General features: G+C 53.2%; 12 protein-coding genes. 1 reads left to right on the top strand and 11 read right to left on the bottom strand.

Annotated features, from left to right (window positions below; translation table 11 throughout):
- Positions 1-15: 15 nt before the first annotated feature.
- Together MHI45_RS23375 and MHI45_RS23370 are read right to left on the bottom strand one after the other, a co-directional pair.
- The gene (locus MHI45_RS23375) at positions 16-840 is read right to left on the bottom strand and encodes an acetoacetate decarboxylase family protein (RefSeq protein WP_083675588.1); all 825 of its coding nucleotides are present in this window, start codon (positions 838-840) and stop codon (positions 16-18) included.
- Between the two features lie 21 nt (positions 841-861).
- Positions 862-2,802 carry an NAD(P)/FAD-dependent oxidoreductase gene (locus MHI45_RS23370; protein WP_076110401.1) on the bottom strand — a complete coding sequence of 647 codons (1,941 nt, stop codon included), beginning with the start codon at positions 2,800-2,802 and terminating at the stop codon, positions 862-864.
- Positions 2,803-2,921: 119 nt separating this feature from the next.
- Between MHI45_RS23370 and MHI45_RS23365 the strand changes: the two genes are divergently transcribed.
- Positions 2,922-4,205, top strand: coding sequence for a PucR family transcriptional regulator (locus MHI45_RS23365; protein WP_076110402.1), 1,284 nt, complete (start codon positions 2,922-2,924; stop codon positions 4,203-4,205).
- A gap of 238 nt (positions 4,206-4,443) precedes the next feature.
- On the opposite strand, the gene thrC is transcribed toward MHI45_RS23365, so the two are convergent.
- The 9 genes from thrC to MHI45_RS23320 form a co-directional block, all read right to left on the bottom strand.
- Positions 4,444-5,832, bottom strand: a complete 1,389-nt coding sequence (gene thrC, locus MHI45_RS23360; protein ID WP_076110403.1) for a threonine synthase — start codon at positions 5,830-5,832, stop codon at positions 4,444-4,446.
- Positions 5,833-5,952: 120 nt separating this feature from the next.
- Complete coding sequence (locus tag MHI45_RS23355; protein ID WP_076110404.1) at positions 5,953-6,447, bottom strand: CYTH domain-containing protein; 495 nt, start codon at positions 6,445-6,447, stop codon at positions 5,953-5,955.
- A gap of 637 nt (positions 6,448-7,084) precedes the next feature.
- Complete coding sequence (locus tag MHI45_RS23350) at positions 7,085-8,806, bottom strand: adenine deaminase (RefSeq protein ID WP_076110405.1); 1,722 nt, start codon at positions 8,804-8,806, stop codon at positions 7,085-7,087.
- A 22-nt stretch (positions 8,807-8,828) separates the two neighbouring features.
- On the bottom strand, positions 8,829-9,893 hold the full coding sequence (locus tag MHI45_RS23345; protein WP_076110406.1) for an ABC transporter ATP-binding protein: 1,065 nt from the start codon (positions 9,891-9,893) through the stop codon (positions 8,829-8,831).
- 16 nt (positions 9,894-9,909) lie between these two features.
- Positions 9,910-10,698, bottom strand: coding sequence for an ABC transporter permease (locus tag MHI45_RS23340; RefSeq protein WP_038586142.1), 789 nt, complete (start codon positions 10,696-10,698; stop codon positions 9,910-9,912).
- 4 nt (positions 10,699-10,702) lie between these two features.
- The gene (locus MHI45_RS23335) at positions 10,703-11,524 is read right to left on the bottom strand and encodes an ABC transporter permease (RefSeq protein ID WP_076110407.1); all 822 of its coding nucleotides are present in this window, start codon (positions 11,522-11,524) and stop codon (positions 10,703-10,705) included.
- A 3-nt stretch (positions 11,525-11,527) separates the two neighbouring features.
- Positions 11,528-12,490, bottom strand: coding sequence for a nucleoside hydrolase (locus MHI45_RS23330; protein WP_076110408.1), 963 nt, complete (start codon positions 12,488-12,490; stop codon positions 11,528-11,530).
- A gap of 2 nt (positions 12,491-12,492) precedes the next feature.
- Entirely contained in the window at positions 12,493-13,578 is a 1,086-nt protein-coding gene (locus MHI45_RS23325; RefSeq protein WP_076110409.1) for an ABC transporter substrate-binding protein, read from the bottom strand.
- 299 nt (positions 13,579-13,877) lie between these two features.
- On the bottom strand, positions 13,878-14,222 hold the full coding sequence (locus MHI45_RS23320) for a DUF2294 domain-containing protein (RefSeq protein WP_076110410.1): 345 nt from the start codon (positions 14,220-14,222) through the stop codon (positions 13,878-13,880).
- Positions 14,223-14,441: the final 219 nt, after the last annotated feature.

The following is a 14,441-nucleotide window of genomic DNA, read 5'->3' as shown; positions in this document are numbered from 1 at the left end:
TGCCGTGTTCTCGACTTATATGGACGATGGGGTATGTTCCGGCTGCAGCTTGTTCTCCCACCAGTCCCAGCGGAGATAGCAATAGGGCAGGAACTCCATCGGATTGAGTTGTTCCAGCACTTTGCCTTTTTCCAGCACATTCGTGCTGACGGTATAGACCGCTCCCAGCATGTTCACGACTTCAAGCTCGCTCCATGGATCATGCTCAGACTCCTGGAAGGTAATCGAAGCTTCGGCAGCCTTATACACCTTGACGTCACTGACCAGCCGCTGGGTCACCAGCGTAGGCATCAGATCAAAGCCGCTTCCGTCAACCGCATTGGCATACTTGATGTTGTATAAAGGAATGTCTTTGCCGTAATACTCCTCCAGAATCCCTCCGGCCTTGCCGTCATTGAAGCGGTCCTCCATAGTGGCCTTTATGTTGAAAAAGTCAACGCCATGCCGGCTGATCGCACCTTCGAAGGTACGTTCCGAGCTGTTCATACGGATATCGGCCATCTTCTTAGGCAGGCCGCAGACCTCGCGGCCCATCGCCATACCGATATCGCTTGTAATCGGCATGGACAGACAATAGTTGCCCAGCTGTCCGTTATAGTCGGCCAGCACGAACAACCCGGCTTCACGGTAAGGCGGGCAGAAGTTCGTTGCCGGATAGTCGGCCACAAACGCATTGACGAGCGGACGGCTGGCAGGCTTCAGCGGCTTCGGCAGCAGGCGTTCGATAATCTCCGGTTTCGTCTCCCAATACACCGTAAGCATCTCTGCATCATAGAAGGTAGTCGGTCTGCCTCCATACTTCTTGATATCCGCAAAACTTTTCACAAAACTCCCCATCATTGAATCCTCCTTTATTTAGTATCAATTCAGTACAAAAGCTGTCTCGAAGCCGGACTGAATCGCCTGCCCGATTCTGCCGGGCTTGCCGGCATCGCCAATTACCTTCACCTTCGGCAGGGCCAGCTTGAGCTCTTCCGTGAATGAACGCTCAGGTGCAACTCCAATGGACAGCACTACGGCATCCGCTTCCCTCACTGAGGTTTCACCCGTGGCGCTGTTCTCCAGCACAATGGCCCCGTCCCGCACTTCTACCAGCTTCGTCGAAGCCAGCAGCTCCACGCCGCTCTTTTTCAGCCGGGTGACAATGTCAATCAGGTTCGGAAGATACGCATCCGGGCCAACCCGCGGCTGCATTTCCACTACCGTGACCTGATTGCCGAGGCCGGCCAGATATTCCGCCGTCTCCAGTCCGGTCATGCCCGAGCCGATCACTACCGCCCGCTTGTTCTTGATTACAGCAGCTCCGCTTAACACGTCGACAACTGTGCAGACCGCTGCCTTATCCACTCCCGGAATAGCAGGCACAATCGGCCGTGCCCCGGCAGCGACAAATACCGCATACGGATTCAGCGACTTCAGCTGCTCCAGCGTAGGCTTCGTCGAAAGCCGGACATCCACATTCAGCTGCTCCAGCTGATGCTGCATATTGTCGATGAACCAGTTCAGCTTCTCCTTAAGCGGCGGGCGGCTGCCCAGCTCCACGCTGCCTCCCAGCACATCCCGTGCTTCGAACAGCACCGGCTTGAACTCCCGCAGCGCCAGAATCCGCGCAGCCTCCATGCCTGCCGGACCGCCGCCTATCACTGCCACAACCTTACCGCCGCCATCCCGCGGCGGCTCGGCGAATTCAAGCTCCCGCCCTACCCGCGCATTGACGGCGCACTTAATGACCTTGCACTCCATTACTTCCTGGATACAGTACAGGCAGGAGATGCAGGTTCTGATCTCGGCTTCGCGGCCTTCTGCGGCCTTGTTCCCCCACTCCGGATCGGCCAGCTGGGCTCTGCCGAGCGCCACGAAATCCGTATTTCCTTCCTGGAGCAGGCTCTCGGCAAACTCCGGTTTGCGGATTACATCACAAGCAATTACCGGAATTTGAACGGCCTGCTTCATGGCCGCAGCAAGATGTTTTTTCCATCCTTGCGGATAGGAGATCGGCTCAATGATCGTATTGGACGACTCATAGGTGCCAGCGCTTACATTTATGCAGTCTACACCGAGCTGTTCCAGATGTTTCGCTGTGAGCAGCGCCTCTTCCAGCGTAATGCCCCCGGGCACAAATTCATCCCCGTCGATCCGTACGGATACCGGGAATCCGGCCCCGCAGGTCTGCTTGATTCCTTGAACGATCTCGCTCAGGAACCGCATTCTGCCTTCCAGTGAACCGCCGTATTTGTCGGTCCGCAGGTTGGTCAGCGGGCTTAGAAACTGCCCGATCAGATACCCGTGGGCACCATGGATTTCCACACCGTCGATCCCTGCAGTCTGGGCGATAACCGCGCCGAATACGAATTTGCGCACCAGCCCTTCAACCTCTTCCGTAGTCAGCTCCCGGGGCATTTCGCCAATGGCTGATGACATCACTGCGCTAGGCGCCACAATCTGCTTGCCGCCGATCAGCCGCCCGTGATTCTGCCGTCCGGGATGCTGCAGCTGGAGAAAGATTTTGCTGTCATGGCGGTGTATGGCTCTGGCCAGCTTCTCCAGACGCGGAACGAATAACAGATCACTTGCATTCAGCTGGTTGGGAGTTCCCACACCCGTTTCGTTGTCCACCCGCGTAATCTCTGTAATAATCAGGCCGCAGCCGCCGGCGGCACGTTCTTCATAGAAGGCAATCATTTCGTCCGAGGCTTCGCCGCTGGCCGCTGCCAGTGACGTGCCCATGGCCGGCATTACAATCCGGTTCTTCAGGGTAAGACGTCCTATTTTTCCTGCTGCAAACAGTTTCTCATATTTCATCTGCTTAGCACCTCCACCTATAGTGTAAGGCTCCAGTTACTTTGTGAATATATTTACAAGCGCCAAAAATCACTTCTTTATAGTGCAAATTGCACTATGATTATTAGGGGGCGATACCAATGGATGTTACCTTAAATGAGCTGCAGCGTGAAACAATCGAAGTTGAGCACTATACCGCATCTTTGTTCACAGCATACATTTCTGGCGCAGGCCTTTCGGCAATTGTGAACACAGCCGCAGGGCTGCTGGGAAATCCCGTGATTGTGTTTGACGCAAGCTTCAAGATTGTGGCCCACTCCGGCCAGGAGGATATCGACGATTATCTGTGGAACGAGAATATCCGCAAGGGCTACTGCTCTTATGACTTCATTGCGGCTGTGAACCGAATGGAAAGTGTAAGGCGGGGCAAACAAACGGATGCTGCGTATGAAGTTACCTGCGAGGAGACTGCCAATACCAAGCTGATCTCCAAAATAAAAGTAGGCGGCAAGCAAGTCGGCAACGTGCTGCTGCTCGGCTGCAAGAGCCCTTTCCGGCCCAGAGATCCCGAACTGCTGGCGATTGCCGCCACCATCCTTGCGGAAGAAATGGGCAAGAGCAGCTACTACCGCAACGCCAAAAATATAAAGGTGGAGGATTTCATCTGCGGACTGCTGGATCAGCAGCCTCAGGACCCCGGAACTATCCGGGACCGGATGTTATCGGCAGGCCTAAAGTTCGGCACACAACTGCTTGTGCTGCTGTTCGATCTAACCCGCTATGAGGGATCGGGCCGTTATGACGATTATTTAAGAGAGCGTTTACAACAGCTTTTCCCCGGCAGTCCATGCAGCTATTATGAGGGCCGGATCGTGATGATCCATGACGGAAACCTCTCCAAAGAGCTTGCCCGCAGCAGGCAGCTGCAGCAATTTCTGGACCAGACTGGCATCACCATAGGTCTCAGCAGCATGTTCTCCAGTCTGACCCAGTGCAGAATGCACTATCTGCAAGCCTTAAGTGCAATCCGCATCGGCCGGATTCTCTGCCCGGGGCAGCAGTTGACCTACTATGCCGATGTCCAGCTCTATGAGCTGCTTTCTGCCGACGTGATGTCCGGCGAGGAGCAAGTGTATCGTCATCCGGAGCTGCTCAAGCTGCAGGAATACGATGCCGTCCATCAGTCCACCCTGTACCACACCTTCTTTGTTTATCTCAAAAACAACCGGAACATGCAGCTCGCTTCCGACGAGCTGTATGTTCACCGGAATACACTCAGATATAAATTGGATCATATCGCGAGACTGCTGGATACCGATTTTTCCGATTCGGAAAAAATGCTCGCCTATTACGTCTCCTACAAAGTCGCTGATTTCTGCGAGAAAGCCAGGGAACAGCAGTTGGCAGCGGTGCGTGGCGTATAAACGTAAAACGCAGCATGATCAGATCACAGCCCTATGTGTACTGCGCCAAGTGGAAACGGATACCGTCCTCAAGAGGACGGTATCCGTTTCAGCGAGAAATAGAAGGATAATTTATAGCGTGAAGCATATAAATTCTTATATTCTAAGAACGCCAAGAGCCCCCTTCTTCTGGTGAAGAAAGGGGCTCTTGGCGTTTATATGAATCAAGGGTGTCTAGTTCAGCCAACAGCTGGCTTGTTTATCCGTAAAAAGCTTGCAGCTGCCGCACAATCTCCGCCTTGTCATGCTCGACTACCGTCATATGCTGCGGCTTCTCGAACAAGGCCGAAATCTGCGCCGGGAAGTCCTGCTTGATACCAGTCAGGGCAATCGCCTCATCGAATTTGGCCGGATGCGCCGTTGCGAAGGTAATGGCCGTTTCGCCTGAGCCGCTAAAGGCCTCATAAGCCGCGATGCCGCAGGCTGTATGCGGATCCAGCAGATAGCCGTATTCCTGCTCGTATTTGCCGATGGTATCGAGGCATTGCTGGTTCTTGACCCCAAGCGCGGCAAAATCAGCCTGCACCTGGTTGAACAGCTCGCCGTCCACCGTAATTTTGCCGTCTGTTTGCAGCTGTGACATATATGCAGACAGCTTCACTGTATCCTCGTCCAACAGATAATACAGATAGCGTTCAAAATTGCTCGCCACCTGGATGTCCATCGACGGGCTGTAAGTGCCCGTAAAGCTTCCTGGCTTGTATTCTCCGGTCAGCACGAACCGTTCAAGAATGTTGTTTTCGTTGGTCGCGATAATCAGCTTGTTGATCGGCAGGCCCATCTTTTTAGCCAAATAGCCTGAAAAGATGTTGCCGAAGTTGCCGGAAGGCACGCTGATATTGATCTTCTTCTCGTCACTGCCTTCAATTTGCAGATAGGCATAGAAATAATAAACGGTCTGGGCCAGGATACGTACAAAGTTAATGGAGTTAATCGCCCGCAGATGATACCGCCCCTTGAAATCCAGATCCGCGAACAGCTCCTTAATTACCTTCTGGCAATCGTCGAAGTTGCCTTCCACGGACAGGTTCAGCACATTGCTGTCATCCACCGTCGTCATTTGCAGCTCCTGTACCTTGCTTACTTTGCCATGCGGATGCAGGATGCAGATCTTGATCCCTTCCTTGCCGCGAACGCCCTGAATGGCTGCCGCTCCGGTATCGCCCGAGGTTGCGCCGAGGATATGGATGATCTCGCCCCGCACCTTGGAGATATAGGAATACAGCTCACCCATAAACTGCAGCGCCACATCCTTGAAAGCAAACGTAGGTCCATGAAACAGCTCCAGCACATGTAGCGAATCATTAATCTTGCGAAGTGGCGTAACCTCCGGCGCACGGAAATTTCCGTAGCTGGTGTATACCATTTCTTTTAGATCCTCGTAGGGAATTTCGTCGTTGGTATAGTAGGAGAAAATCTCCAGGAACAACTCCTGAAAGCTGAGGCTTCTCCACTCTTCCAGCGTTTCCGGGGAAATCACCGGGGTCTTAAAAGGGACCATCAGCCCTCCATCATCCGCAAGCCCCATCAGAACCGTATCAATAAAGCCTCTGGCTTCCACATTTCCTCTTGTGCTTATATACTCCATACCTGTCTCATCCTCCTGAACCCCTCTTTATTTAACCTATATAGTAACACGTTTAAGCGTTAAAGTCCGTTATTTATGTGTCAACTTTTGCGATAAAAAATCAGGGCTGAACCGGCTGCACTATTTATTCTGCAGCTGCTTCCAGACGGTTTTGTTGCTGTACTTCTTCTCTACGCTGACATCCTCGCCGAACCAGTCCGGGGCGGCGAAGCTTTCTGCTTCCTTCAGCGAATCAAATTCAACCTCAAGCACCGTAAGCTCCAACTGGGTGTAAAGATCAATTTCCACCGTAGTACCGTTCCATAAGCCGGTAATCCGGGTTTTGACCAGCGGAATAGCCTTAACCGCATCAATCATCTGATTATAGATTCCTTCCGAGATGTAATATTCAATCTCCTGGCGGCTGATCCCCTTGCCATCCTTGAAGGTATGTGTAAAGGTAACCTCTCCTGAATCCAAATCGGTAATTTTGCGCACACGCAGTTCCTGCCCGTCTTCGATCGCGAGATAGGTCTGATCTATGCTGTGCCTGGTGAGTACCGTAAGCTGTCCGTCCTCTATAAGCCGCTCCGGATATTCCGGCAGCAGAAACTTGCGTTCGATTTCCATAGCCATGCTGTTCGCTCTCTCCTCTTCCAGTTCCGCTTATATTTTATATTATTAATCATCATAGGGTCGTGTCATACGCAAGTCAATCGCAAAAGCCGAATCTTATGGGAAAAAGCCGGTGCGAGCAGCCAGCATATGCTTATGCTAAAACCATTTTTGCTGAGTCCGCGTTTCTGCCTGAAAGGTTGCTTGTTGAGCTGGTACGGCTGTTGCTCCATAGAAGAATTAGAACCTTGCCACATCATAACTGCACTTCGTGCAACTAAAAAGGCGCATATCAGCGTTAATCAAAATATAATTGCACTGTGTACAGTTAATTATCGCCGATACCAGGAAAAGTAAGCTTATTGTCCTTTTTAAGTGTACGAAATGCAATTATCGCTGAAAATAGGCTGCTGCAGCTCTTTTTAATTGCAGTAAATGCAATTATGTACTTCTGTGAGCTTGGCGCTGGTGAGCAGCCGCCGATTTTGAGCTATTATGAGCTATTATGAGCTATTATGAGCTAGGAGCTATATCAAGCAGAGATGCCTCGTTGCAGCATACAGACGTTAGATTCAGTATTCACAAGAAGACGGGGCATCCCCTGCTGGGATACCCCGTCTTCTTATCTCAATGACTTTACCGCTGCATCTAGCAGCGGCTACTCTTCTCCAAGCGGAAACAGCAGCGGTACCACCCGTCCGGCGCCGACATCAATCAGGCCGTGGTCCGTGATTTTGAGTGCAGGACTGACAGGGAGCGAATGGGTGCTGATCGACATAATCGGGTTGTAATGATTATAACCCAGCGATTCCATCGCCGTCCGCAGCGCGAGCACGCGCTCAGCCGTCTCTGCAAGCGGTGCTTCGGTCAGGATACCGCCAACCGGCAGCTCCAGCAATGCGAGCACCTCGCCATCACATACGACGCAGAAGCCGCCTTGTGCAGCTATCACTGTATTCGCCGCCAGGATCATGTCCTCAGAGTTATGACCTACGACGAGCAGATTGTGATTGTCATGCGAATACGTAGTCGCAATGGCACCGCGTTTAATCGTGTCGCCGCCGATCAGGCCGTAGGCGCGGTTGCCGTTTTTGCCATAACGCTCAAAGGTGGCAATCAGGCCATAGCCGCTTTCCTGCCACTGCAGCTGGCCGCCCTTAACCTCGGCCGCAGCGTGCTTCTCTTCGGTAAACGTGGACACGTTGTTGACCATCATCACCCGGCAGCCATAGCGGCCGTCCGCCAGCTCCGATGACACCGCGAAGTCGCTTGCAGCCAATGGAGCCAACTGCACGCTGCGGTAGAAATGGGCCGGGAACCGCGGCCCCCGCTCCACCTGAGGCAGCGGCTGCATGCGGTCGTAGACCTGGACGCCCCGTTTGTAGACCTTATCAATAGCGAAGCTGTCCAGATCCGACAGCAGCACATAATCGGCGGCTTTGTTCGGGGCGATCACGCCGCGGTCAGCCATCTTCATCCGCCGGGCCGGGGTGAAGGTGGCCGCATAGACCGCGTCCTCCGGGGACATGCCCATGGCGATGGCTTTACGTACCAGATGATCAAGGTGCCCGGTCTGCACCAGGGAATCGGTCATCACATCATCGGTCACGAAGCAGAAATGCTCGCTGACCGCATGGCTGATCAGATACTCCATCACATCCGGAGTCATCGATTTCTCCTGAATCTCGATGAACATCCCGGCTGCAATCCGTGCGGTCAGCCCTTCAATGCTCTGGTGGGTGTGATCCGAATCAATCCCGGCATAGATCAGGCGGTGCAGATCAAGGTCCAGCAGCTTCGGCGTATGCCCCTCGATGACAAGACCGGGATAACGGCTGCGGACATGCTGGATGATACGGTTGCTTTTGCAATCAGGGTCGCGGATGACATCAACATAATTCATCACTTCGCCCAGACAGATCATCTGCTCCGTCTCCATCAGCTCGTCGATATCGGCAATTTCAATTGAGCCGCCCGTTGTCTCCAGCGGAGTCGCCGGCACCGAGCTTGGAATCGCGTAGAACATGTCCACCTGACAGTCCCGGCTGGCCCGGATCATCTCATGTACGCCCTCTACGCCGAATACATTGGCCATTTCATGCGGTTCTGGAACAATTGTAGTTACCCCATGCTGCAGAATACCGTAAGAGAAGGTCTCCGGCGTAATCATCGTGCTCTCGATATGCAGATGGATATCAATCAGGCCTGGCACCATATATCGGCCTTCCGCCTGAATGACTTCCCCGGCTGTGAACGTCTCCGCGCCGAGCGCCCCCACATAGAGGAAACGCCCCTCCTTCACGGCGACATTCGCCGTCTCGAACCGTTTATAGTAACTGTTGTACACTTTAGCGTTCAGTATAAGTTGATCTGTAATCATCATGTATGCTCCTTATGAAGCGCTACTGCACCAGCACCAGCTTCTCTTTTGGAAAATAAACCGTAACCTGCTGTCCTTGAATGAAAGGCTGCTCCATTTCCTGATTAACGGTGAATACACCCAGCTCCGTCTCCACCTGGTATTGATAGCTGCGGCCGAGATACGTGCTGATCTGCACCGTGCCAGGCAGGGTGTTGCCGGCGGCGTTTGGATCAGGCGCAGTGCCGAGCAGCTGCAGATCATCAGGGCGGATGGCACCAAGTAATCCGGTATTGCCTTCCCCGCCCGGCCGTTTGGCCGCCTGGAACTTCAGCGCTCCCCGGCTGAGCTCGATATCCGCTCCCTCGTCATTCCTGCCCTCAAAGGAGATGAAGTTTCCGAACCCGATAAACCGGGCCACAAATTCACTGGCCGGGTACTTGAAGATCGCCGATGGCTTGTCGAGCTGCTCGATCTTGCCATTATTCATCACGGCTACCTGATCGGAGATGGAGAAGCATTCCTCCTGGTCATGGGAGACATAGACGGTCGTAATGCCCAGCTCCTGTTGGATGCGGCGGATTTCCACCCGCATGTTCACCCGCAGATTGGCATCAAGATTACTGAGCGGCTCGTCGAACAGCAGCAGGTCCGGCTCGATGACCAGCGCTCTGGCAATCGCTACCCGTTGGCGTTGTCCGCCGGAAAGGGCAGCGGGCAGTCTTTTCTCAAAGCCGCCCAGGCTGACAATTTCCAGCATCCGGGTAACCCGCTTCTTAACCTCCGCTTCCTTCAGCTTGCGCAGCCGGAGGCCGAACGCCACATTGTCATAGACTGACAGATGCGGGAACAGCGCGTAGCTCTGAAACACAAAGCCGAAATTCCGCTTTTCCACGGGGATCTTGGTATAGTCCTTCCCGCCGAACATAAATGCTCCTGCTTCCGCGTTCAGAAAACCGGCGATCAGCCGCAGTGTGGTCGTTTTGCCGCAGCCGCTTGGGCCAAGCAGCGAGAGAAGCTGCCCCTTGGCCAGCGACAGATTGAAATCCTCCAGGATCAAACGGTTGTCATACGCAACCGATACATGATCAAGACTTAATAGTGACATTGCGTTATGCCTCCGTTTATCGTTTGGTAAAATAAGCGAATCCCATCAGACGCTCAATGACGAACATCAGCGCCGCCGTCAGCACCATCAGAATGACTGAAATCGCGGCAATCGTGGGATCGAAGTAATTTTGCACATAGGTCAGCATTTGAATCGGCAGGGTACTGATCCCCGGACCGGTCATGAACACGGAAATGTCCACATTGTTGAAGGATTCCAGAAAAGCGATCAGAATGGCCGCCAGAATACCGGAACGGATATTGGGCAGGACCACTTTAAAGAATGTGTACAATCTGGAAGCCCCCAGGCTCTGCGCCGCTTCTTCCACAGCGAAATCGAAATTCTCCAGACTCGAGGCAATCACCCGGATAATAAAAGGCAGCATGATTACCGTATGTCCGATTAACAGTCCGGCTACAATCGGCAGCCCGTACACTACAATCAGGTAGCGCAGCAGCGTGAAGCCCAGAACAATGCCGGGAATCAGGACGGGGGACAGAAAAATCGCATTCAGCGTATCCCGTCCGCGGAACCGGTATCTGCTCAGCGCATAGGCCGCAGGCACACCCAGGAGAAGCGCCAGCAGATTGCCGAGCAGCGAGATCACAATCGAGGTCTTGAAGGTCTCCATGAACGCGCTGACCTCGAAGATATTTTTGTACCACTTCAATGAAAAGCCCTCAGGGGGGAATTTCAGGACTGTGCCCGGCTCAAAGGAAGTAACGGAAATGATGATGAGCGGACCCAGCAGAAAAATAAAGACCAACAGCGTATACAGCGACAGCGCGCGGTTTCCTTCCTTCATGTTCTCACCCCTTCGGATTTAATCGGTTGGCCCAGACGTTCATCAGCCCCACGACCACAAATGTAATGACGATCATAATTACGGCAATAACCGAAGCCGCCTGCCAGTCATTCAGCGTCATGGCATTCTGGTACAGGAAGGTGGAGACCACTCGTTCCTTACCGCCGAGCAGCGCCGGCGTGGTATAGGCCGTCAGACTGCCGACGAAGACGAGAATTCCGCCGATGATCAGCCCCGGCACTGTCAGAGGGAAGGTGATTTTGCGGAACGCCGCAAACGGAGAGGCGCCCAGACTGCGCGCCGCCCGGACCAGCTCATGGTCCAGATTCTCCATGACCCCCAGCAGTGTGATGATAATCAGCGGCAGGAATAAATGCACCAGCCCGATCATCATTGCCGTAGGCGTATAGAGAATATCCAGGGGCTTCTCGATCAGCCCGGTGTTGACCAGGAAGGAGTTGATCAGCCCCTTTTTGCCGAGAATAATCATCCAGCTGAAGGAACGCACAACGGGACTGGTCAGCAGCGGGAAGATCGACAGCGCCAGCAGAAGGCTCTTCTTCCGTGCGCTTGCCCGCGAAATATAATAAGCCGCCGGATATCCGAGCAGCATGCAGACCAGCGTGGTCACGACACTTACCCGGAGCGTAGTCAGCAGGATGCGGTTAAAGTACCCGTCGCGGAAAAAATGCAGATACCCTTCCAGCGTCAGCCTCCCATCCTGCACGAAAGTGGAGGCAATGGTCAGCGTGATCGGGACCAGCATGAAGGCTGCCAGGAACAAGAGGCCCGGCAGCAGCAGATACATTGCTCTTTTGTTCTTCATTTTCTAATGACTCCCGTCCTTCTTCGGCTCTTGATTCAAGCTATCAATGAAACACTCCAGAAAAGCAGCCGCGTCCACCTCCAGGCAGACAGCGGCATTTACCGGCTTGCCCAGCCGGTTCTGGAAATCGCAGACGGTCTGGCCGTCGCACAGCTCGCTGCGGGTCTCCACGTCCACATAATAATCGTGCACGGTGACGAACCCGCGGTTCAGTGCCACGCCAACCGCCAGCGGATCATGCAGGGCACAGGCCTGCACACCGTTGCGCTCATAATAACGCTCCCGGTAGCCGGAGGTGCTCTGCTCCACATAATCGCGGATTGCCGGAATGCGCAGCTTCGCAATGTCCTCCGCGCTAAGCAGCGCACGGCGGGTCACATCCAGCCCGACCAGCGTCAGCCGGGGGAACCCGGCAGCCAGTACCTGCTTCGCGGCCTCCGGATCGACATACATGTTGTATTCCGCCGTCGGCGTGATATTGCCGAAGCCCTGCACCACGCCGCCCATGACGATTACCTCGGCGGCATGCTGCGTAAGCTCCGGGCATTTCTGCAGCGCGCGCGCCAGATTGGTCAGCGGCGCGGTCATGATCAGCGTGATTTCGCCGGGCTGCGCCAGCACCTGGCGGATGATGAAGTCCTCCGCAGGCTCTGTTTCCGCCTGCTTTGTTACCGGCATATCACCCAATGCACCGCCGATGCCATCCGCACCGTGCACACGGTGCTCAAAAATCGCTTCGCGGGCCAGCGGCTTGTCCGCTCCGCGGTATACCGGAATCTGCCCGGACACGCCGAGCAGCTGGAGAATTTTACAGGTGTTCAGGGTTGCCTGATCCAGCGAGACATTGCCGCTGACCGTGGTGATGCCGAGAATGTCGAGCTGTCCGCTCGTCACCGCCAGCATAATCGCCAGCGCGTCATCCACCCCAGTATCTACGTCCAGAATGACTTTTTTACGCCCCGTCATCCTTAGCCGCCAATCTCACGGTTGAAGCGGTCCGTCCACTCTGTAATGTGCTCGTTCACGAAGGACATATCCAGCTTGCGCAGCTTGCCGATGACATCCGGTCCGTACGTTACGCCCACAGCTTCTTCAGGTGTCAGCATTACGTTCATATTGACTGGGGAATCGACCTTTGCTTTGGCGGATGCCGCCTGCACTTCATCGCTCAGCTGCCAGTTGATGAATTCTTCGGCAAGCTCTTTATTGTTGCTGTCTTTGACGACGTTGACTGTATTCATTACGGCATAAGCACCTTCAGACGGTGCGATAAATTTGGCGTCAGGCACAGCAGCCTGCAGATCCTTGAAGTACATTTCCATAATCGGACCGCCGGCAATTTCCTCCTGGCCGAACATGTTCACATACTCGGAAGTCTGGGCGTAGTATTTAACAACGTTACTGTCCAGCTCCTTCAGCTTCGTGAATGCTGTATCCTCGTTGAAGTCCGCATTGCCCGCCGCAAGAGATGCCGCATCTACAACCATTGGACCTGCTGTAGCTGTAATTGCCGGCATCGCCAGGTTTTTCTCAAACTTCGTCCACAGATCGCTCCAGCCGGTTACGTCGCCTTTAACCAGTGCCGGATTATAGGCAATTCCCAGGCGTCCGATCGTATACGCAGGACCATATTCTGCACCCAGCGGGGCTTTGGCGATATCATAAAGGTTCTGGAGATTCGGAATCTTGCTGCTGTCGATCGTTTCGAACAACCCTTCATTAATTGCCTGCTGCGCATAATAGTCCGACAGATAAATGACATCCACATCGGAGCTGCCTTGACGGATTTTGTTCAGACGCTCGGCGTTGTTGCCGATTTCCACCACGATTTTCACATTGTGCTCTTTCTCAAACGGCGCATAGACCGATTCCTTGAAGAAATCTTCCGAAAAGCCCCAGGTGGAGACAACCAGTTCCGTAGGCTCGCCCGATTGTGCCGCTTCAGGTGCAGCTGCGTTATTAGTTCCTGTGTTGTTCGTCGAGGTATTGTTGCCGCAAGCAGCAAGCACAGCAGTCAGTGTAAGGGCAAGGCCCGCATTCATTATTTTTTTCATTAGTAAATAACCTCCCAAGTGTAATATGCTGTACAAATCCAGTCTTCATCCTATAGTTGCGGCAATTTCAGTTCTCTTCATTCCAGTGAGCTTCTGGCGGAAAACGGTTTGGCAGCACCTCCTGTTGGTAGTAAAATCTTGATTCCCCTTATTTTTTCATAAAAAAAAGAAAAGCATTCTTGTAGGAACAAGAACACTTTTCTTTGTATAAACAAAGCAAAGAGCTACCCGTAATAAAAGGACGGTCTTCGCTTAAGATAGATCAAAAACGAAAATCCGCAGATATCATGTTGAATCTGTCATTCTCCGGCCAATATCATATTCGTAAAGGCCCACCCTGTCGGTGCGTCGTAATCCCTGAGCAGAACCTCAATCGTTAGTCCCATCTCTGCTTCAAGTCTTTCCTTAAATCTCTTCTTAAACAGCAGTGACATCCGAAAATCCACTTCCTGCTTAAGTTCAGGCGCCTCGCCTTCCAAGGCGGTCGACCGGGGAGATCTGCGGTGCTTGGCGTGAAAGGTAATGACCCGCTGATCGACAGTAACGCGGAGCAGGGTCGTCCCGAAACCAAACAAATCCTTAGAGATCTCATTGTAGATCTGGCACATTTTCTTCTTCTGCTCGCTGTTTTCCAGTTCTGCCATGAAACCACCTTTGAAAACAGAATATCGTACAATTCCTTCGATAGCAATTGTTATTATACATAAATATCGCATTTTCGGCAACAAAAAAGCAATAACTCACATGAAAGTTACATTAAACACGAACGATTAGCGCTTTTCAGCGGGTCAACGTTCAGAAAAATTTGCCGAATTCAGACGCATTTCCACCTCCCATTCCACCGCATTATTCCCCAAACAAAA

Origin of the sequence: Paenibacillus sp. FSL H3-0321 (assembly GCF_038002865.1) — a bacterium.
Lineage (GTDB): Bacteria > Bacillota > Bacilli > Paenibacillales > Paenibacillaceae > Paenibacillus_AQ.
The sequence above is the reverse complement of the archived record's forward strand: the minus strand, read 5'-3'. Positions and strand labels throughout refer to the sequence as shown.